Here is a 20810-nt window from a genome sequence, read left to right as displayed (position 1 = left end):
TAGCAGATACCCCCGGGGATTTCCCCGGGGGTATCTGTGCTCATAAACACAAGAGTGTATGTATCATTAAGCTTTACAGCTCATGACGCCTGTGTTATTTTTCATCATAGGCTTTCGTCAGGCGTACATATCCTTCATACCGTTCTTTGGCATCCTGTTCCGTCTTTTCAAACAGAGCTTCTGCCGTATCCGGGAAGGTGCGTTTCAAGGAAGCGAACCGTGTTTCGCCCATGAGGAAATCGCGGAAGTTTGCTGTTGGCGGTTTCGAATCGAGTGTGAACGGGTTCTTGCCCTGTTTCTTGAGTTCCGGATTGTATCTCCACAGATGCCAGTATCCGGCTTCGACAGCCCGTTTTTCTTCCAGCTGGCTCTGTCCCTGGCCTACTTTCAGGCCATGGTTGATGCACGGTGCATAGCCGATAATCAAAGACGGGCCTTTATAGGCTTCTGCTTCTTTCAGTGCTTTCAGGAACTGATTCTTATCAGCACCCATAGCTACCTGAGCTACATAGATATATCCGTACTGGGCTTCCATCATGCCCAGGTCTTTCTTCTTCGTCTTCTTGCCGGAAGCTGCGAACTGGGCAACAGCTGCTGTCGGCGTTGCTTTGGAAGCCTGGCCGCCCGTGTTGGAATATACTTCCGTATCGAATACGAGGACGTTGATATCCTGACCCTGGGCCAGTACGTGATCCAGGCCGCCATAGCCGATATCGTAAGCCCAGCCATCGCCGCCGAAGATCCACTGGCTGCGTTTGACGAGGAACTTCTTCATTTCATAGATCTGTTCCAGAGCCGGTTTGCCTTCTTTTTCCTGTTCCAGCAGAGCGATGATGGTATCGGAGCGCTGACGCGAACCTTCGCCTTCCAGTTTATGTTCTTTCCAGTCCTTGAATGCTTCCTGCAGCTGCGGGCTGGCAACATCCATGGCATCGTCAATATATTTTTCGAGCAGTTTGCGTTCTGCCTGTTCTGCCAGCATCATGCCAAAGCCATATTCGGCATTATCTTCAAAGAGGGACGTAGACCAGGCCGGTCCATGACCCTGGGCATTCTTCGTATAGCCGCAGTCAGGAGCACTGCCGCCCCATACAGAGGAACAGCCGTGAGCGTTAGCAACCATCATGCGGTCGCCGAAGAGCTGGGTAACGACTTTACAGTACGGCGTTTCAGCACAACCAGCGCAGGCACCGGTAAATTCAAGCAGCGGCTGTTCGAACTGGCTGCCGATGACCGTGTCTTTCTTCATGGGGTTCTTCTTCTGCGGCAGGGCAATGACATAATCCCACAGTGCAGCTTTGTATTCTTCGTCGTCGAACGGTTTCATGGTCAGGGCTTCCTTCGGGCAGACATGAGTACAGCTGCCGCAGCCCAGGCAGTCCATGACCGATACGACAATGTTGAATTTGTATCCCGGAGCTACTTTGATTTCTTTATCCTGATAGCCTTCCGGTGCTTTGGCGGCTTCATCCGGCGTCAGGAGGAACGGACGAATAGCGGCGTGCGGGCAGACGAAGGAACACTGGTTACAACCGATACATTTTTCTGCATCCCAGCTCGGCACGAACATGGCTACGCCGCGTTTTTCTTCTGCGCATGTACCAGTCGGCCATCTGCCGTCTTCCATGCCGTTGTATGCACTGACTGGCAGGTCGTCGCCTTCCAGGGCATTGACCGGAATAGAGAATTCGCGGAAGAATTTCGTGTGCTTCGAAAGATCAACCGGTTCGTCCTGTGCATCAGCCCATTCGGCCGGTACATCGATCTTCACAATATTCTTCAGGCCTTCATCAATTGCCGCATTATTCATATCGACGACTTTCTGGCCTTTCTTGCCATAAGATTTGACGACCGATTCTTTCAGTTTATCAATAGCCAGGTCTACAGGAATGACTTCGGACAGTTTGAAGAAAGCCGACTGCATAATCATGTTGATACGGCCGCCGAGACCGATCTTCTGGGCAATACCTACGGCATCGATAATGTAGAATTGTACGTCATTGCGGGCAATATCGCGTTTTAATCTTGCCGGCAGCTTTTCACCCAGTTCTTCCGGTTTCCACACCGTATTGAGCAGGAACGTACCACCTTTTTTAATGCCTCTCAGGAGGTCAAAACCATGTACGTACGACTGGCGGTGGCAGGCAATGAAATCGGCGTTATTGATCAGATATGGCATCTTGATGGGCGTATCACCAAAGCGCAGATGCGATACGGTGACACCGCCTGATTTCTTGGAGTCATAGGCAAAATATGCCTGGGCATACATGTCCGTATTATCGCCAATAATCTTGATAGCGCTCTTATTGGCACCGACCGTGCCGTCAGACCCGAAGCCCCAGAACTTACATGCTTTGAGGCCTTTACCGCCTGTATGGACACCTTCCACACGGGGCAGGGATTTATAGGTCACATCATCGACGATGCTCAGTGTGAAATCATTCTTCGGTTCAAAGGCTTTCAGGTTTTCAAAGGCAGCTACGACATCGCCCGGCAGGAATTCCTTGGAAGCAATACCATAACGGCCATGATAAATCTTCGGCGACCGGTCAGCAGCGGCAAAAGTAGCGGCGACGCTGTGGTATAACGGTTCCCCGTTGGCGCCGGTTTCTTTCGTGCGGTCCAGGACGGCAATCTTCTTGACCGTATTCGGCAGGACGGACAGGAAATGCTTTTCCGACCACGGACGGAACATGTGGACGTTGATGCAGCCTACTTTTTCGCCTTTTTCAACCATCATCTTGACCGTTTCTTCAATGGTCTGTGCGCCAGACCCCATAGCTACCAGGACGAATTCTGCATCCGGTGCACCTGTATAGTTGAAGAGGTGATATTCCCGGCCGGTGATTTCGCTGATTTTCTTCATATAGCTTTCGGCTACATCCGGTACGCGGTCATAGAATTTATTCAACGATTCACGATGCTGCATATACGTTTCTGCCGGTTCGCAGAAAGAAATCGCTTCCGGATCATCCGGGTTCATGCCACGGGCACGGAACGCCTTGACGGCTTCCATATCCAGCATCGGGCGGAGCTCTTCATAAGGGATGACTTCTATCTTCTGAATTTCGTGAGATGTACGGAATCCATCGAAGAAGTTCAGGATAGGAATGCGGCAGGAAATAGCCGTTGCATGGACGACGGCAGCCAGATCCATGACTTCCTGTACGCTCGATTCACACATCATGCTGATGCCCGTGCCACGCATAGCCATGGCATCATCATGACCTGCAAAAATCGTATACCCGTTGGTGGCTACTGTACGGGATGCTACGTGGAATACGCCAGGCAGAAGTTCACTGGAAATCTTGAACATGTTGGAAAGCATGATCATCATGCCCTGGGACGAAGTAAAGGTCGTCGTCAGCGCACCGGCATTCAATGCGCCATGCATTGCACCGGCTGCCCCTTTTTCAGACTGCATTTCCTGTACCTGGACCGTCGTCCCGAACAAGTTCTTCCGACCATGGGCTGCCCATTCATCTACGTGTTCAGCCATAGGGGATGACGGTGTGATTGGGAAAATAGAAGCGATTTCTGTAAAGGCATACGCTATGTATGCAGCCGCTTCATTACCGTCCATTGTTTTAAAAATTTTCTTTGCCATAATGTGTTACTCTCCTCTCTCTTGTGATTTATAAGCGGTATCCTCAAGTACGTTGCCGTACTCTTATTGACAAATTTATTGTATGCTAAATAATGTATTTTTACAAGAAAAATAACATCATTGTGTTTTATTCATTTTTTAATCTAATTTTAATAAAGCCCGAAAATGCCTTATATATCGCATTTTCGGGCTCATAAAAAGCTGGCACATTATTATGTGCCAGCTGTATACCACCACGTGTTTATAGTACGCTATTTTAAATATCAATAATTACGTTTTAATTTGAACGTATTTTCGAATTTATTCGTCAATACATCCCTAATTATTTTATCTTTTTCTGCCTATTTTCAAAACCACTGGCACCAAAAAAGATACCAGACGAACCAGTCTGCTCCGTCCGGCAATGCGGCTGCTCATATATCCCAGAATCATTCCGCCTAAAATATCTGTCACATAATGTACACCGCAGGCAATCCGCGATGCGCCAATTAGTATACTCCATATCAGGAGCACCGTCCCTGACCTCTTTTGATAACGAAATACCGTCAGTGCTGCAGCTGCTGCATTCATCGTATGGTTACTGGGAAAGGACGCGTTATTTTTATGTATGACCGCCTGCCTTACGGAACCATGGGCGGCAAAGGGACGCTGACGCCGCCATATGAGCGATATGAGAAATGAAAAGAAAGAACTGATCCCCACGGAAAACAAGGCCTCTGTCATTGATTGCCGGCGCCGGATCTGCTGCGGCAGATTTCCCGGGCGGAACCATTGCACAAGGCCATAGAGGATATACGCCCAGAATCCCCAGCGGGCCATCCCGACGACGCTCTCCCTTGCGGCGGGATTATGGAATAAAACCGATTGTATTTTCAAAATAAGCCAGCGTTCCATCGTTCTCTCCTCTACGGGACCCGTTTCTGTAATTCGGGAAATGGTGCCAGGCTGCGTTTCAGTATCCCATGGATGCAGGCAATAAAAATCCCATAATTTGTAATGGGTACATGCTGTCTTTGTGCCCGCTGCATCCGTGCTGCCACTTCCCGTTCATTCAACATGCATCCACCGCAGTGAATGACCATGGCATATCTTGTCAAATCCATAGGGAAATCCCGTCCGGAAGACGTTTCAATGACCAGCTTTTTCCCCGTATACTGCTGCAGCCAGCGGGGAATTTTGACAGTCCCGATATCGTCACACTGCCTATGATGGGTACATCCTTCTGAAATAAGCACCATATCGCCGTCCTGGAGTTGTTTCAGGGCTCTCACCCCTTCTATGGCAATATCCAGGAAGCCTTTGTGGCGTGCCATGAGAATGGAAAAAGAAGTCAGCGTAATGTCATCCGGCGTATCGGCTGACACCCGCTTAAAAGCCTGACTGTCGGTAATGACCATCTGTGGCTTCTGGCCCAGACGATACAGGGTATCTTTCAGCCCCGTTTCCTTGACGACGATGGCCGTCCCGTCTGCATCGAGTATATCCCGTATAGTCTGCTGCTGGGGCAGGATCAGCCGCCCTTTCGGAGCCGCCGAATCGACAGGTACGACGAGTACAAAAAAATCTCCCCGATGTACCATATCCCGCACGATAGGAACTCCCGTATCCTGCGGTTTCAGCCGGGCCATCCGTTCTTTTAATTCATGAATGCCCGTATTGTTTCTGGCACTGACATATAAAACATCATCGGGAATCTGATTGGGTACAGTAGTTAAATCACTCTTATTATAAACGATAATATAGGGAAGTTGTTTTTCCCGGATCAGGGCCAGCGTCTCTTTGTCGCTCTGCTGCATTCCTTCTGCTGCATCGATGACCAGAACCGCTATATCCGTTTTATTGAGCACCTGCCGTGTCCGCGCCACGCGCAGTTCCCCCAAAGCCCCTGTATCATCAAACCCCGGTGTATCAATGATCAGTACCGGTCCCAGCGGCAAAAGTTCCATGGCCTTATACACCGGATCAGTCGTCGTCCCCTTCGTATCCGACACAATAGCCAGATTCTGTCCGGTCACAGCGTTGACAACACTGGATTTACCGGCATTGCGGCGGCCAAAAAAGCCAATATGTACGCGTTCGCCAGAAGGTGTATCATTCATTCCCATAGCAGTTCCCCCTCTTTTTCTTTTTGCTCCATTATATCACAAATGCCGGAATGCACACTAGCAAGACCCTTCCGCTCATGGTATGATACAGGTGGAAATATAAAACAACATTTCAGGAGATGACATATATGATTTGTAAAAAATGCGGCACTGAACTGCGCGATGGCGTACGGATGTGCCCGATCTGCGGCACCCAGCAGGTAGAAGCCCCCAAACCGACGCCAGGAACGGTCAATGATCCCAAAATCTTTTCCAAAACCCGCGTGATAAGTTTCATCATCATCATGGCCCTGGTACTCATCGGTCTTTGGAAGGTATTTGCCTGATATCCGCCCCTTTACTCCGGGGGATGCAAAAGCAGACCCATTTAATTTATTTTTGTTTTTATAATGTATTTTATTAATATACTAATTTTTAATGTCGTTTTTATAAAACATGTTTTGTTTGCCCTTAATTATTCGAAACCGCCGTTTCGTTCTATTCTTCCAGGCTATATTTTCTATTGACAAACAGGAATAGTTCCGTTACAATGTTCACAACTTCTCTCAAGGGACAGGAGTCCTCAGGGAGCAAGCACATAAAGGCTAAATCTGATGACGGGAACGAGTACTCTGCCCTTGGTATTTACAGAGAGCCGGCACTTGGTGCAAGCCGGTAATACAAGACAGACGAAAATCCTCCCTGAAGAGTGATGCTGAATGTATTAAGCATCAACGGTATTTCCACGTTACTGGAAACGCGTATGTTGGTACGTTGTGAGGAGCTTCACCGTAGTGAAGAATTTGGGTGGTAACGCGGATATACAATCCGTCCCTTATAAGGGACGGATTTTTTTTATTCTTTATCAGAAAAAGCATTAAGGGGGAAATTAATATGGCAAAAGTGTTTTATGATCAGGATGTCAATTGGGAAGCTATGGAAGGAAAGAAAGTCGCTATCATCGGCTACGGCAGCCAGGGCCACGCCCATGCGCTCAACCTCCGCGACAGCGGGATCGATGTCACCATCGGCCTCTATAAAGGGAGCAAATCGGCAGAAAAAGCCCGTAAAGCCGGTCTTACCGTCCAGACCGTCGCCGAAGCCGTCGCCGGTGCGGACATCACCATGGTCCTCATTCCCGATGAAAAACAGGCCGACGTATATAAAAACGAAATCCGGGATAACCTCAGACCGGGCAGCGCCCTGGCCTTTGCCCACGGCTTCAATATCCACTTCAAGCAGATCATCCCGCCCGACGACGTCGATGTCTTCATGGTAGCCCCCAAAGGTCCGGGCCATATCGTACGCCGCCAGTTCGTTGAAGGCAGCGGCGTCCCCGATGTCTTTGCCGTCGAACAGGACGCTTCCGGTCAGGCTTTTGACATCGCCCTGGCCTATGCCCGCGGCATCGGCGGCACCCGGGCCGGCGTCATCCAGACGACGTTCCAGGAAGAAACGGAAACGGACCTCTTCGGCGAACAGGCCGTCCTCTGCGGGGGTATCTGCCAGCTCATCACCAACGGATTCGAAACGCTGTGCGAAGCAGGCTATCAGCCGGAAATCGCCTATTTTGAAACGTTTCACGAAATGAAGATGATCGTAGACCTCATGTACGAAGGCGGCATGGCCAAGATGCGCTATTCCATCAGCGATACGGCAGAATACGGCGATTACACGGCTGGTCCGCGGGTCATCAGTGACGCATCGAAACAGGCAATGAAAGACGTACTGCACGATATCCAGGACGGGACCTTTGCCAAAGACTGGCTTCTGGAAAACAAGGCTGCCGGCCGGGCCCATTTCCTGGCGATGCGCCGCCAGCACGCCGAACATCCTATTGAAGAAGTAGGTGCCAAACTGCGCAAGATGATGTCCTGGCTGAACGAAGAAAAACCAGAATAATACGAAAGAGGGGATGGGGCAATGAACATCAATGGTGCACAGGCAATTATCGAATGCCTGAAAAAAGAAAGCGTGTCTGTCGTATTCGGTTATCCCGGCGGCACCGTACTGACGTTATACGATGAATTATATAAGGCAGAATTTCCACATATTCTTACCGGTCATGAACAAGGTGCTATCCATGCAGCCGATGGTTATGCCCGGGCGACGGGAAAAACAGGAGTCTGCTTTGCTACTTCTGGTCCCGGTGTCTGTAACATGGTTACGGGCATTGCGACAGCCAACATGGATTCCGTTCCGCTGGTCATCATCAGTGGTCAGGTCACCACCAGCCTGATTGGCCGTGATTCCTTCCAGGAAGCCGACATTTCCGGCATAACGACGCCGATTACCAAGCATAATTACTTGATAAAAGACGTGGAAGAATTGCCTCATATCCTGAAAGAAGCCTTTTACATCGCCTCGACGGGCCGGCCTGGTCCTGTCCTGATCGATATCGCTAAAGATGTATTCGATGCTACACTGAATTTCAAATATCCTAAAACGGTCCATCTGCGGGGGTACAGCGGCCGCTATATCGGTCAGGAAGACCATGTCACCCAGGCCGTAGAAGCACTGGCTGCCGCACACAAGCCGCTGCTTCTGGCCGGTGGTGGCGTCATCCTTTCCAATACGTCCGGCTATCTGCGTTCCTTTGTAGAAAAAACGCAGATTCCGGTCATCACGACGCTGATGGGCAAAGGAGCCGTACCAGACAGCTATGCCAATCACCTGGGAATGGTCGGTATGCACGGATCATATGCAGCTAACATGGCCGTCATGGAATGCGACCTGCTGCTGGCCATCGGCAGCCGTTTCGACGACCGCGTGACCGGCGATGCCGAAAATTTTGCGCCAAATGCCCGGATTGTCCATTTCGATATCGATAAGGTGGAAATCAATAAAATCGTCCACGCTGATATCAGTGTCGGCGGCGATCTCCGCTGGTCCCTGCCACTGTTGGCCAATCAGGTGCAACAAGGGCGGACACCGTACAAAAAACAATATCAGGAATGGCGCAATCACGTTCTGGCAATGAAGAAAGATCATCCATTTGCCTGCCGACATCTGGAAAATCAAATTTCCCCAGAAGTGCTGATTAAAAAACTGAACCAGCGTCTGGATGATGATACCATTGTCGTCACTGACGTAGGCCAGCACCAGATGTGGGCCGCCCAGTTTTACAACACGGAAAAGCCCCGCCATTTCATTACTTCCGGCGGGCTGGGAACGATGGGATACGGACTCCCTGCTGCCATGGGAGCCAAACTCGCCTGTCCCGGGCAGACGGTTCTCCTGTTGAGCGGCGATGGCAGCATCATGATGAATTGTCAGGAATTTGCCACGCTGGCCGATAACGGCATTGCTGTCAAGACCGTCGTTCTCTGCAACAGTGTCCTAGGCATGGTAAATCAGTGGCAGCGCATGTTTTATCACCGCCGCTACGCGGCATCTCTCCTGAAAAAAGGAAACCGCATTCCCGCTATTTCAGAAGCCATGGGAGTTCCCGGCTTTACGGCCACAACGCCGGATACGTTGGATGAAGCCATAGAAAAATTCCTGTCCGTTCCGGGACCGGCTCTTCTGGAAGTCCGCATCCCCGCCGATGAAAACGTCTATCCCATGGTACCCGGCGGTAAACGTCTGAACGAAATGATTCTGGAAGGAGGCAGCCGTACATGAGACAACATCTGGCTCTGCTCGTAGATAATAAACCTGGCGTCCTGACCCATGTCGCCGGCCTCATCAGCCGCCGTGGCATCAACATCGAAGCTATCAATGCCGGCTATACCGAAGACGCCGATATTACGCGCATCAATATCATCGTAGAAGTAAAAGATCACTGGGAACTGGATCAGGCCGTCAACCAGCTGGCCAAACTAATCAATGTCATCAAAATCGTCATTCTCGATGACAAGCCATTCGTCAGCTATGACCTGGCCCTGATTAAAATCCGGTACATCACGGCGAAAGACAGGATTGAACTGAGTAATCTGGCGGAACTGTTCCATGCCAAAATCGTAGACGTGGACAAACAATCCCTGATTTTCCGCCTTGCCGGCCGGGAGGATCATATCGATGCCATGCTGAATATGCTGCAGTATTATGAAATACTGGAAATCGCCCACACTGGTTCTATCAGCCTGTCACGCGGAAAAGATGCGGTCAAGCATATGGAAACGTAGGAAGGAGACATTATGATTTGTCCCGATTTGCAACAACTCCTCGTCTGTCGTGACTTGCTGACAGATTCTCTCATCCAGACACTGCAATCCCTGCAGCAATCCCCGGAATCAGAGAGCCTGCAATCCCGTCTGGCTGCCCAGCTCATTGAAAAAGCCGAACAACTGGGACTTTCAGGAAACCTGCTGCCAGCCTATCTGACCTATCAGCTCATCTGGGGCGACAATACGGCCTCGCGGACGCTGGAACAGAATGGTACGTACGGCCCCGGCCTCATGGCGGCCCTGGCCTCGGATATGGCTGTATTACTGCCCTGGCTGCGCATCGATACACGGGAACTCACCGGTCGTGACTTTCTGTCTTCCTATGTGCCGGCTGTCCCAATCCGCTCTCATGAACGGGATGATCTGATGAAAGCACTCATACAGGCAGAATCTCCCGGATGGGCAGCACAGATACTGTTAGACCATTATAAGACCCATGGCAGTGGTTCTCTGGCCCAGTTTACGGCATTCCGCCTTTCTTCATCAGGCCGCCTTACGGGAATCCGCGATTTTCCCGTATATGACTGGGACGACCTCATTGCCTACCAGCGGCAGAAAGAAAAGCTGCTGGCCAACACACAGGCATTTATCGCCGGTCACCGGGCCAACAACGTACTCCTTGCAGGGGCACGCGGCACAGGCAAATCGACCGCCGTCAAAGCACTGGTAAGCCGTTACCGGGACAGTGGACTGCGCCTGGTACAAATTGCCCGTGGCCAGTTATCGCAGCTGTCAGCCGTTATGGAACGGCTATGTGCCAGTAAAAATCTGAAATTCATCCTCTTTTTCGACGACTTGTCCTTTGACGAAGGGGAAACGGAGTACAAATACCTGAAATCGGTCATCGACGGCGGGGTGACACCCCAGCCGGACAATGTCCTCATTTACGCGACCAGCAACCGCCGCCATCTCCTGCGGGAATCCTGGCAGGACCGCAGCGACCAGATCGATGATATCTACATGCAGGACAGTGCCAACGAATCTATCTCCCTGTCAGACCGGTTCGGCCTCATCCTGCATTATACCCAGCCCACCCAGGACGAATATCTGGCTATGATCGGCCATGAACTGGAAAAATCCGGCATTTCTCTCGATAAAGAAACACTGCGGATTCTCGGCGTACGCTGGGAGCACGAGCATTCCGGACGCAACGGCCGCATCGCCCATCAGTTCGTCACCTGGTATCTGGGACAGCAAGGACTAAAACAGGCTGCGACACGCAATGCCTGACTATCATATATTAGATATAATGCATATATTCATAAAGGAGGTACCTTATGCGTAGTGATATCGTAAAAAAAGGCAGTACCCGTACAGCTCATCGTACGTTATTCCATGCCATGGGCTATTCCAATGAAGACTTGTCCAAACCGCTGATTGGCGTCGTTAACGCGTTTAATGAAATCATCCCCGGCCATATCCATCTCCGGGAAATCGCCCAGGCCGTCAAACTCGGCGTAGCCGCGGCCGGAGGCACGCCGATTGAATTTCCCGCCATCGGCGTCTGTGATGGCATCGCCATGGGCCATGACGGCATGAAATTTTCCCTGTCCAGCCGTGAACTGATTTGTGATTCCATCGAAGCCGTAGCCACCGCCCACGCCTTCGACGGATTGGTCCTCATTCCCAACTGCGATAAAATCGTACCGGCTATGCTCATGGCTGCCGGCCGCCTGAATATTCCTGCCGTCGTCGTCAGCGGAGGACCTATGCTGGCTGGCCGTTACCAGGGACGCGATATCAGCGTCAGCACCATGTTCGAAGCCGCCGGTAAAGTGGAATCGGGCCAGATTACGCCAGACGAGCTGGAAGACATGGAAGAACGGGCCTGCCCGGGTTGTGGCTCCTGTGCCGGTCTGTTCACAGCCAATACCATGAACTGCCTTACGGAAGTACTGGGCATGGGTCTTCCCGGCAACGGCACGATTCCGGCTGCCTATTTCGGACGGCGCCGCATGCTGGCCAAAAAAGCCGGCGAAGTCATCATGGATCTCGTGCGCCGCGATATACGCCCCCGCGACATTATGACCCGCGAAGCCTTTGAAAATGCCATCGCCGTCGATATGGCCATTGGCGGTTCGACCAACACGGCGCTCCACCTGCCCGCCATCGCCCACGAAGCGGGTGTAGACCTGCCGCTCCGCGTGTTCGATGAAATCAGCCGTAAATCAGCTTATATCACGAAGATGAGCCCGGGCGGTACGTACCATATGCAGGACCTGGATGAAGCCGGCGGTATCAGCGCCGTCATGAAGGAACTGACCAAACTGGGACTCATCCATACGGGAGCGCAGACGGTCACCGGCACCATTGCCAGCCGCATCGAACATGCAGAAATCCTGAACCATGAAGTCATCCACGGTGTGGAAAACGCCTATATGCATAAAGGCGGCATCGCTATCCTGACAGGTAATCTGGCTCCCGACGGCTCGGTCATCAAGGAAAGCGCCGTAGACCGGGATCTCCTCGTCTACAAAGGAACGGCACGCTGTTTTGATGCCGAAGAAGATGCCATCGAAGCCATCATCGGCGGTAAAATCCACGAAGGAGATGTGGTCGTCATCCGCTATGAAGGGCCTAAGGGCGGGCCGGGCATGAGAGAAATGCTCAACCCGACAGCCGTCATCACCGGCATGGGGCTTAAAGTCGCCCTTCTGACAGACGGCCGTTTCAGCGGTGCCAGTCGCGGAGCCTGCATCGGCCATATTTCACCGGAAGCCATGGAAGGCGGCCCTATCGCCCTCATCCACGACGGGGATATCATTTCCATCGACATCCCACAACGCAAGCTGGAACTCTGCGTCAGCGACGAAGAACTGGCCGCCCGCAAAGCGGCCTGGAAACAACCGGAACCGAAAGTCAAAACAGGCTACCTGTCCCGTTATGCCCGGCTGGTCACATCGGCCAATACGGGTGCCGTACTGAAATAAAAGAGAAACAAAAAGCGGGGCCGCATCCCATGAGTGTATACCCATGGGATGCGGCCCCGTCTTTATGCAAATATCCGTATCAGGATCAGTATTCTGTCTTGCTCGTCTTCGTCCAGATGCCCATTTTTTCTGCTTCTTTAATGAGTTCTTCCCGGAAATCAGGATGAGCAATATTAATCAGCGCTTCTGCCCGCTGCCATGTGGACTGGCCTTTGAGGAGGGCTACGCCGTATTCGGTAACGATGTAGTGAACGGCCGAACGCGGTGTCGTGACGACAGATCCCGGAGTCAGAGTTGGGCGGATCAGCGATTCCAGGCTGCCATCTTTCAGTTTACGCGTCGAATGGACGCAGATGAAGCCCTGGCCACCTTCGGAAAGATAGGCTCCCTGTGCGAAGTCCAGCGCACCGCCAGTACCACTGATATGGCGGTAACCTGCCGATTCGGCGCAGACCTGACCATAAAGGTCAAGGTTGATGCAGCTGTTGATAGAAACAAAGTTGTCAATGCTGGCAACGACATTGATATTGTTGACATAGTTGACCGGTGCATTGAACACGATCTGGTTGTCATCGATAAAATCATACAGACGCTGTGTGCCACCGGCGAAGGTATACATGATTTTACCTCTGTCGCGATTCTTTTTACCGGTAATTTTCCCGGCTTCGTACAATTCGACATAGGGATCTACCAGCATTTCCGTATGACCGCTCAGGTCTTTGACATCCGATTCTGCCAGCTTATGGCCAATAGCGGACGGAATCCCGCCGATACCGAGCTGCAGCGTACTGCCATCTTTGATCATCGGTACGACGAAGCTGGCAATTTTATCATCGACCGGGGTCGACGGTTTATTCGGGACAATCGGCATATCCGGATTGGACCCTTCGACGATGAAATCGACATCGGCAATATTCAATTCCGTTTCATAGCCCAGTGCCTTCGGCATTTTCTGATTGACTTCTACGATGACCTTATCCGCCGATTTGAGAATGCCCCTTAAATCGGCTACCTGAGGCCCCAGATTGAAGTTGCCCCATTTATCCATCGGATGTACCTGGAAAATGGCGACATCCACTTTTTTATGGCTCCAGTATTTCGGCAGTTCATTAAAGAGGAGCGGCATGAACCAGCAGCGGCCGGCTTTATTCATCTTGCGGTCGAATCCATTGAAATGGCCCGATACGAAACGGACCTGATCGTTGGATTCCGTTTCCGTATAGGTAAAGAACGGATGATCCTGAATCAGCGTCGCATCGATGATTTCCACATCTTTCAAGCCATCCTTATTGATATGGTCGGCCAGCGCTTTATCCGTATCATACGGTGCCGAACAGCCAAGGCCGTACGATACACGGTCTCCGCTTTTGACGACAGCTGCCGCTTCCTGCGGCGTCACGAGTTTCTTTTGGTACTCTTCTGCAATTTGTGAAAGTTTGTACATATCTGTTGTTACCTCCTTATGCAAAAACCCGTCCGGTCATGCCGGATAAATCCGCCGATGCATCCCTGTCCAGCGGTATCAGGTTCCTGTTACCCATAAATTTATTAAGATAAATAAAGAAGTTTTGTTCTTTTTTATTATACGAAATTTGTGAAAAATAAGTCAAGGTCAAACGCTTTACTCATGAGAAAAACATCTTGTATACATGATTATTTCGTATTTCTGTCATGGCTACTATTTTATTTCTTTTCAATAATAGTCTTGATATTTTTAAGATCGTCCAGGTTGACTTCCTTGAGCAGCATGCGGAATTGTGCCAGCTGTTTTTCCACATCCGGCGCCAGTTTGGGAAAATCCGGTTTGATAGCCCGCAGCTTTTCCAGGACAATCTGAGCTACGACGTACCGGGTATACCATTTATCATCAGCCGGTACAATATACCACGGCGCATACTTAGTCGATGTTGCACTCAGGACTTCCCCGTATATTTTCTGGTAGCGGTTCCAATATTTCCGTTCGTTGATATCGGACATGGAAAATTTCCAGTTCTTCTGTTTAGTCACGATCCGGTCTATGAGGCGTTTTTTCTGTTCATCCTTGGACACGTGAAGGAAAATCTTGACTATAGGAAATCCATTTTCCGATAAATACCGTTCCCAGTCCCTAATCTGGCGGTAGCGGCGTTCCCATATATCCTTGCCAATCAATTTTTCCGGCATGCCGTCACTCTTGATCAGGTTGTGGATATGAGTCACGACGACATCTTCATAGTGGGAACGATTAAATATACCTATTTCACCGCGGCTGGGCAGGGCTTTATTAATCCGCCACATATAGTCGTGATCTTTTTCTTCGGCACTGGGCTGTTTGAAACTGGTCACATGTACACCTGCCGGATCCAGCTGGGCAAAGACATGTTTGACCGTACCATCTTTTCCTGCCGCATCCATAGCCTGCAATACAATGAGGACTCCATAATGGTTATCGGCATACAGCTTTTCCTGCCATCCGTTCAGTTCTTCCATCACGCGGGGCATCCACTCTTTTTTTACCTTTTTCTTGTCAATGTCTACGTCACACGCCGTGGCATACTGGCTGAGGTCTACCTTTTCACCTTCTTTGACACGATATCGTTCAATATTCATGAATCCGCGCCTCCTTATTCACTGTATATATGTTTATTATACCTCATGAGCAAGAAAAAGTGTTCATTTTTGTCAATATCATATAACAAAAACGGAGCCGTACGAAAATAAACTGACGTTCATCTTAGTACAACTCCGTTTTAACAAATTTTTCGTAATCAGGCTCCCAGCAAACTGCCGACGATAATACCCAGGTAGGTGCCAATGACGTAGCCGAAGGTACCTACCAGCATGGAAGGACCGACCAGCCGGGTCCACCCCTGGGAAATAGCCATACCGGCAGCCGTCGTCGGCCCGCCGATATTGGCATTGGATGCCAGAATGATATCTTCCAGATCGAAATGGAACAATTTGCCACCGATAAAGCAGAAAGCCATATTGATGACAACCATGAGGAAACAGAAGACAAACAACAGCGGTGCATTACGCAGGATTTCCATAATCGATGCGGGCACACCGATAACAAAGAAAAAGAGATAGATGAAATAAGTACCCACTTCCTGAGCGCCATGCATAGTAGCTGCCTTTTTGGCAAAAAACGTCGCATACACCATGGAAATGACCGTAATCCACACATACTGACTGCCAAAGAAGGTATTGCACATATCGAGGAACCAGTTTCCCTTTGGAATGATACCGGCCAGTCCTGCCGCAATCAGTTTGGAAATCGTTACGACAATGACTGCGTAGGCCAGATCAATGGCAATATCCTTGAGGGAAATATCTTTTCTCCCCCAGTAGGCCGCAGCCAGCGTCTTTCCTTCTTCCGATACGCCGTTCTGCAATACGGCATCAATATGGGGATGTGTATAGACCCGGCGGAAAAAGGCATTGCCGGCAATAGCCAGCAGTACCAGGAAATAGACTGCCATATTGAGATTATCGGCAACTGTCGCCGAAGAAACGAGAGTACCGCCAGCCTTGAATGCATCGGCCAGGGCCGTAAAATTCACGCCGCCGCCAATATACGAACCGGTCATCATGGCCGCGACTTTGGGGAGTCCCGGTACGAACGGCCCCAACAGCCAGGTTCCCAGGACGGCTCCACAGACCGTACCGACAGACCCGATCAAAAAAATAAAGAGCAGCCGTCCCGTTTCCCTCCATATTTTCTGCAGATTTGCCTGCAGCAGAAGGAGCGGGATAGCCAGTGGCACAGCATAGCCCCAGACGACATCGTCATAAAGGGGCGCACTCGTAGGAATAATCCCCGTATTAACCAGAACCAAGGCCATGACCAGCGCGATGACGGCACCGGAAATCCGGGAAGCCCAGGTATATTTTTGTTCCAGATAGATGGAAACCGCTACGGCTCCACACATAATCGTCATGAGCATCCACGTATTCTGCGAACTCACCAAAGTTGCCATACAAAATCCCCCTTACCGATAATTGTTACCACCATAGGTATAGGTAAATTATACCCGATTTCCGCCAATTATCTACCCTCTATTCTTTCATTTGCCTCGCATATTAATGTATCACGCCCATAGATGCCAGTATGACAAAAATGACAAAAGCCACGACGACCAGCATCCCCATCTGCATCATATTCACAGCCATCCTCCTCTCCTGTACTATCCTATCATACCATAGATTGCCTAATCTGGAGAAGGACGTCACCGGTATCACACCGGCAAACCACTATATAAAAAAAAATGGGACTGCCCGATGATGTGACCCCAAAAAGTTAGACCTTGGGGCTATAACATAATAGCCTCTTCTAAAAAAGGGACTCAGTTATGAGCTGACCCCCAATCGTTAGATGTTAGGTCTAACAATTGGGGGTCAGCTCATGAAGACAGTCCCATTTTTATATGTGTGCACCTATAGTCTTATTCTGCGTGGAAGGCATCTGTATTGGCCTGGAAATGCTGATACAGGCTGACTGTATCTGTCTGGAGGGCCAGATACTGTACGCCTCTCTTTTTCCAGTTGATGGCCGATTCGATGCTGTCTACATACAGACCGATGGCTACGCCGTTTTCCTTGCCCAATTTCAAAATTTCATCAATCTGGGCCAGGACCTTGGGATGTTCCGTCTGTCCCGGAATGCCGAGAGATGCCGAAAGGTCGTACGGCCCGATGAATACGACATCGACGCCTTTGACTTTCAGGATATCTGAAATATTTCTGGCTCCGTCCTGTCCTTCTACCTGAAGCACGACAATAGTATTGGCGTTAGACTGGCCAAAAAACTGTTCACTTGTCATGCGGCCATATTCGCCGGCATGGACAAAGCGGTTGCATCCCCGTTCGCCTTCCGGTGTGAATTTTGCGCCTTTGATAGCCCGTTCCGCTTCTTCAGCAGAGCCGATTTCCGGAATTTCTACACCGTCAGCGCCTGTATCGAGTACTTTGCCAATGAGGGTCGGATCATTCGTATTGACGCGGAAAATAGCGGCAGTCCCTGCCAGTTTTGCCGCCCGGGCCAGATTGGCTGCATCTTCAACGGCGATTTCACCGTGTTCCCCATCGAGAATGACGAAATCATATCCTGCCAGCCCGGCAATCTGGGCAATAGCCGGATTATTCAGTTCGATGAACGTCCCCAGTAATGCTTCTCCCTTTTGAATTTTTTCCTTGAATTGATTCATACATACCACTCCTCTGTAAGAAACTCCTTATTTATAATCATAACACGTTTCACATTGAATCAAAATGCAAGTTCGTAATAGCAACAGAGCATACCATCACCTTCAATCATACCTGAAACGCGCCTCCGCCATCGTTTTTTCCGACATTGTTGAAATATGATTAAATCCTTTGAATATTTTGACATACATAGCAAAACATACGTCATCTATGCTATAATAACCTATAGCATGGATCTATAACGTTTACAGAGGATTAACTATGACAGAACTAAAACTATCACCTAAAAAACCAAGGGAAAACAGCCGGGAATATGTTTTCCGCATGATGTACAGCAATATCGTGTCCTTCCAGCTCGCTCCCGGTACCGCTATTTCAGAACAAGACATTTCCTCCCAGCTCGATATCAGCCGCACACCCGTACGTGATGCCTTCGTGCGCCTGGCCCAGCTGAAACTGCTCGATATCGTTCCCCAGCGCAAAACGACCGTATCGCGGATTCAGACAGAACAGCTCGACGATTCCTGTTTTATGCGCCAGGCCGTGGAATGTGCGATTATCAAGCAGGCATGCAAAAAATTTCCTAAGACACACCTGAAACGCCTGGAAAATAACCTGGTCCGGGAGCAGCAGGCCATTGCCAAATCAGATAATACCACCTTGTTCAAGCTGGACGAAGTACTGCATAAGACTATTTTCGATGGCTGTCATCGCAGCCGCATCTGGGATTACCTCACCAAAACGGACCTCAATTATCTCCGCGCCCGCGTGCTGGTCACCATGTCGCGGGTCAATCAGATGGAAATCGTACTCGACCAGCATCGCCAGATTGTGGAAGCCATCAAAAAACAGGACGAAGAAGCGGCTCTGCATGTAATGGGACCTCATGTCGTCCGTGTCCTCCCCCTGCTCAAAGGTCTGAAGGAGTTTTATCCCACCTACTTTGCCTGAGACTTCATATCGCACCGCCGGATTCGGCCTTGTCCATGACAGGGCCGGTTTTTGTATGCACAGGACACATGTATTCTCTATAAAGCATATAGATTATTCATACTAGACAGGATCTCCTCTTTCTTCATTGACACCTATGAGAAAGAAAACGTATACTTTATGTACATAAAACGAATACTAGGATACAAGAAAAGGAGTGCATCTATATGACATGGAGAAGTGCATCGTTTATTGGCGACCCGGACAAGGGAGCCCTGGCCCGCGGCCTGTACCGTTCTATGGGCTATAACGACGAAAATTTTAAAAAGCCATTCATCGCTATTGTAAACACCTGGAATGATATCTGCCCGGGACAGTATAATCTAAAACGCATTGCCGGATACGTCCGTGCCGGGATTGAGGAAAACGGCGGCACGCCTTGTGAATTCGGCACCATCGGTGGCTGTGACGGCATCGCCCAGGGCCACGACGGCATGCATTATATTCTCCCGTCCCGCGAAATCATTGCCGCCAGCATCGAAATCATGGTTCAGGCCCACATGCTGGACGGAATGGTCCTCCTCGGTTCGTGTGATAAAATCGTGCCGGGCATTCTCATGGCCGCTGCCCGGCTGAACCTGCCCGCCATCGTCGTAAATGGCGGCCCCATGTATCCCGGTCATCATAACGGAAAAGACATCGACGTCAACGAAACAGCCGTATACGCCGGGAAATACCGGTCCGGCCAGTGCAGCCGCGAAGAGTTCGAAACGGTAGAGCGCGCCGCCTGTCCCACTCCCGGATCCTGTCAGATGATCGGTACCGCCAATACCATGAGTTGTCTGGCTGAAGGACTGGGCATGTCCCTCACCGGTTCTGCCATGATTCCTACAGTAGATAAAAAACGCATGGATATTGCCCGCCAGTCGGGACGCCGCATCGTCGATATGGTCAAAGAAGGCTTACGCCCCCGCGACATTATCACCCGCAAATCCATTGAAAATGCCGTCCGCCTCGGCATGGCTATCGGCGGCTCGACTAATCTCATCATGCATATCCTGGCTATTGCCCATGAAGCAAAGGTTCCTTTTACCATTGATGATTATGAAGAACTGAGTCGCACAACACCGCAGATTGCCCGGCTCATGACAGCCAGCCAGTACGATATGGTCGATTTCTATGAGGCCGGTGCGGTACCGGCCGTTATGCACGAAATCCTGTCCCTGCTTCATGGGGATGCTCTCACAGTAACCGGGCGGACGATGAAGGAAAATCTACAGGGCGCCCGCATCCTGCGCCCGGAAGTCATCCATCCGCTGGAAAATCCGTTCCGCCCCGACGGAGGTCTGGCCATCATCAAAGGAAATCTGGCTCCCCTTTCCGGTGTCTGCAAACCTGCCGCCATTCCAGTAGAACATCATACCTTTGAAGGTCCGGCTAAAGTGTACGACAGCGAGGAAGAATTAACTCAGGCCATCTACGATAATAAAATCGAAAAAGGAGACATCATCGTCGTCCGCTACGAAGGCCCCAAAGGAGGCCCTGGCATGAGGGAAATGTTTACGCCGCTGGAATTACTACTTGGATACGGTCTTGCCGAAGATGTCTTTCTTATCACCGACGGCCGGTTCTCCGGTTCCAACAAGGGCGGCTTCGTAGGCCACATTTCTCCGGAAGCAGCCGAAGGAGGCCCCCTGGCTATCGTTGAAGATGGAGACCGCATCCGTATCGATATTCCCAACCGCCGTCTTGATCTCCTGGTTTCTCCGGAAGAAATCGATAAGAGACTGAAAAACTGGCAGGCGCCGGAACCTAAAATCAAAGAGGGTTACCTGTCCATCTATGCCCGTCTGGTAAAATCAGCGCATTACGGTGCCATTATCGAATAACAGAAAATAACAAAAGG

General features: G+C 50.4%; 15 protein-coding genes and 1 other annotated feature. Of the genes, 8 read left to right on the top strand and 7 right to left on the bottom strand.

Annotated features, from left to right (window positions below):
• Window positions 1-94: 94 nt before the first annotated feature.
• From nifJ to hydF, 3 genes are all read right to left on the bottom strand, one after another.
• Window positions 95-3607, bottom strand: a complete 3513-nt coding sequence (nifJ, locus tag ACGTIC_RS02135) for a pyruvate:ferredoxin (flavodoxin) oxidoreductase (protein ID WP_113855259.1) — start codon at window positions 3605-3607, stop codon at window positions 95-97.
• Between the two features lie 327 nt (window positions 3608-3934).
• Window positions 3935-4501 (bottom strand): phosphatase PAP2 family protein, encoded by a 567-nt coding sequence (locus ACGTIC_RS02130; protein WP_075581765.1) that lies wholly within the window; start codon window positions 4499-4501, stop codon window positions 3935-3937.
• Between the two features lie 11 nt (window positions 4502-4512).
• Window positions 4513-5712, bottom strand: coding sequence for a [FeFe] hydrogenase H-cluster maturation GTPase HydF (hydF, locus tag ACGTIC_RS02125; protein ID WP_113855258.1), 1200 nt, complete (start codon window positions 5710-5712; stop codon window positions 4513-4515).
• Between the two features lie 128 nt (window positions 5713-5840).
• On the opposite strand from hydF, the gene ACGTIC_RS02120 reads away from it, so the two are divergent.
• The 6 genes from ACGTIC_RS02120 (at window position 5841) to ilvD (ACGTIC_RS02095) (ending at window position 12790) form a co-directional block, all read left to right on the top strand.
• Window positions 5841-6038, top strand: coding sequence for a zinc-ribbon domain-containing protein (locus ACGTIC_RS02120; RefSeq protein WP_059076327.1), 198 nt, complete (start codon window positions 5841-5843; stop codon window positions 6036-6038).
• A gap of 258 nt (window positions 6039-6296) precedes the next feature.
• Window positions 6297-6530: a binding site (T-box leader), on the top strand.
• A gap of 37 nt (window positions 6531-6567) precedes the next feature.
• The gene (ilvC, locus tag ACGTIC_RS02115; RefSeq protein WP_372237435.1) at window positions 6568-7593 is read left to right on the top strand and encodes a ketol-acid reductoisomerase; all 1026 of its coding nucleotides are present in this window, start codon (window positions 6568-6570) and stop codon (window positions 7591-7593) included.
• 21 nt (window positions 7594-7614) lie between these two features.
• Complete coding sequence (gene ilvB / locus ACGTIC_RS02110; protein WP_113855256.1) at window positions 7615-9315, top strand: biosynthetic-type acetolactate synthase large subunit; 1701 nt, start codon at window positions 7615-7617, stop codon at window positions 9313-9315.
• A complete protein-coding gene (ilvN, locus tag ACGTIC_RS02105) occupies window positions 9312-9818 on the top strand; it encodes an acetolactate synthase small subunit (RefSeq protein WP_113855255.1) in 507 nt (168 codons plus the stop codon). Before ilvB ends, ilvN begins: the two co-directional genes overlap by 4 nt.
• A 12-nt stretch (window positions 9819-9830) precedes the next feature.
• Window positions 9831-11090: an ATP-binding protein gene (locus tag ACGTIC_RS02100; protein WP_113855254.1), complete on the top strand. Its 1260-nt coding sequence runs from the start codon at window positions 9831-9833 to the stop codon at window positions 11088-11090.
• Between the two features lie 47 nt (window positions 11091-11137).
• Entirely contained in the window at window positions 11138-12790 is a 1653-nt protein-coding gene (gene ilvD, locus ACGTIC_RS02095; RefSeq protein WP_075581760.1) for a dihydroxy-acid dehydratase, read from the top strand.
• A gap of 85 nt (window positions 12791-12875) precedes the next feature.
• On the opposite strand, the gene ACGTIC_RS02090 is transcribed toward ilvD (ACGTIC_RS02095), so the two are convergent.
• From ACGTIC_RS02090 to ACGTIC_RS02075, 4 genes are all read right to left on the bottom strand, one after another.
• Window positions 12876-14234, bottom strand: a complete 1359-nt coding sequence (locus tag ACGTIC_RS02090) for an acetyl-CoA hydrolase/transferase family protein (protein WP_059076321.1) — start codon at window positions 14232-14234, stop codon at window positions 12876-12878.
• 239 nt (window positions 14235-14473) lie between these two features.
• The gene (locus ACGTIC_RS02085; RefSeq protein ID WP_113855253.1) at window positions 14474-15379 is read right to left on the bottom strand and encodes a polyphosphate kinase 2 family protein; all 906 of its coding nucleotides are present in this window, start codon (window positions 15377-15379) and stop codon (window positions 14474-14476) included.
• Between the two features lie 158 nt (window positions 15380-15537).
• Complete coding sequence (locus ACGTIC_RS02080) at window positions 15538-16749, bottom strand: DUF819 domain-containing protein (protein ID WP_075581757.1); 1212 nt, start codon at window positions 16747-16749, stop codon at window positions 15538-15540.
• A gap of 465 nt (window positions 16750-17214) precedes the next feature.
• Window positions 17215-17976, bottom strand: a complete 762-nt coding sequence (locus tag ACGTIC_RS02075) for an HpcH/HpaI aldolase/citrate lyase family protein (protein ID WP_059076318.1) — start codon at window positions 17974-17976, stop codon at window positions 17215-17217.
• A 259-nt stretch (window positions 17977-18235) separates the two neighbouring features.
• Between ACGTIC_RS02075 and ACGTIC_RS02070 the strand changes: the two genes are divergently transcribed.
• Both ACGTIC_RS02070 and ilvD (ACGTIC_RS02065) read left to right on the top strand, forming a co-directional pair.
• On the top strand, window positions 18236-18925 hold the full coding sequence (locus tag ACGTIC_RS02070) for a GntR family transcriptional regulator (protein ID WP_059076317.1): 690 nt from the start codon (window positions 18236-18238) through the stop codon (window positions 18923-18925).
• Window positions 18926-19131: 206 nt separating this feature from the next.
• Window positions 19132-20793: a dihydroxy-acid dehydratase gene (gene ilvD, locus ACGTIC_RS02065; RefSeq protein ID WP_113855252.1), complete on the top strand. Its 1662-nt coding sequence runs from the start codon at window positions 19132-19134 to the stop codon at window positions 20791-20793.
• Window positions 20794-20810: the final 17 nt, after the last annotated feature.

It is taken from the genome of Megasphaera hexanoica, from assembly GCF_043520715.1.
Taxonomy (GTDB): Bacteria; Bacillota; Negativicutes; order Veillonellales; family Megasphaeraceae; genus Megasphaera; species Megasphaera hexanoica.
Note: the sequence above shows the minus strand (reverse complement) of the source record. Positions and strands in the feature narration are given on the sequence as shown.

Excerpts from the sequence above, each read along its gene's own strand:
- ilvD (WP_113855252.1), top strand. The coding sequence starts at position 19,132 with ATGACATGGAGAAGTGCATCGTTTATTGGCGACCCGGACAAGGGAGCC.
- ACGTIC_RS02070 (WP_059076317.1), top strand. The coding sequence starts at position 18,236 with ATGACAGAACTAAAACTATCACCTAAAAAACCAAGGGAAAACAGCCGG.
- ACGTIC_RS02130 (WP_075581765.1), bottom strand. The coding sequence starts at position 4,501 with ATGGAACGCTGGCTTATTTTGAAAATACAATCGGTTTTATTCCATAAT.
- ACGTIC_RS02120 (WP_059076327.1), top strand. The coding sequence starts at position 5,841 with ATGATTTGTAAAAAATGCGGCACTGAACTGCGCGATGGCGTACGGATG.
- ilvD (WP_075581760.1), top strand. The coding sequence starts at position 11,138 with ATGCGTAGTGATATCGTAAAAAAAGGCAGTACCCGTACAGCTCATCGT.
- ACGTIC_RS02090 (WP_059076321.1), bottom strand. The coding sequence starts at position 14,234 with ATGTACAAACTTTCACAAATTGCAGAAGAGTACCAAAAGAAACTCGTG.
- ACGTIC_RS02080 (WP_075581757.1), bottom strand. The coding sequence starts at position 16,749 with ATGGCAACTTTGGTGAGTTCGCAGAATACGTGGATGCTCATGACGATT.
- ilvN (WP_113855255.1), top strand. The coding sequence starts at position 9,312 with ATGAGACAACATCTGGCTCTGCTCGTAGATAATAAACCTGGCGTCCTG.
- ACGTIC_RS02075 (WP_059076318.1), bottom strand. The coding sequence starts at position 17,976 with ATGAATCAATTCAAGGAAAAAATTCAAAAGGGAGAAGCATTACTGGGG.
- nifJ (WP_113855259.1), bottom strand. The coding sequence starts at position 3,607 with ATGGCAAAGAAAATTTTTAAAACAATGGACGGTAATGAAGCGGCTGCA.
- hydF (WP_113855258.1), bottom strand. The coding sequence starts at position 5,712 with ATGGGAATGAATGATACACCTTCTGGCGAACGCGTACATATTGGCTTT.
- ilvB (WP_113855256.1), top strand. The coding sequence starts at position 7,615 with ATGAACATCAATGGTGCACAGGCAATTATCGAATGCCTGAAAAAAGAA.
- ACGTIC_RS02085 (WP_113855253.1), bottom strand. The coding sequence starts at position 15,379 with ATGAATATTGAACGATATCGTGTCAAAGAAGGTGAAAAGGTAGACCTC.
- ACGTIC_RS02100 (WP_113855254.1), top strand. The coding sequence starts at position 9,831 with ATGATTTGTCCCGATTTGCAACAACTCCTCGTCTGTCGTGACTTGCTG.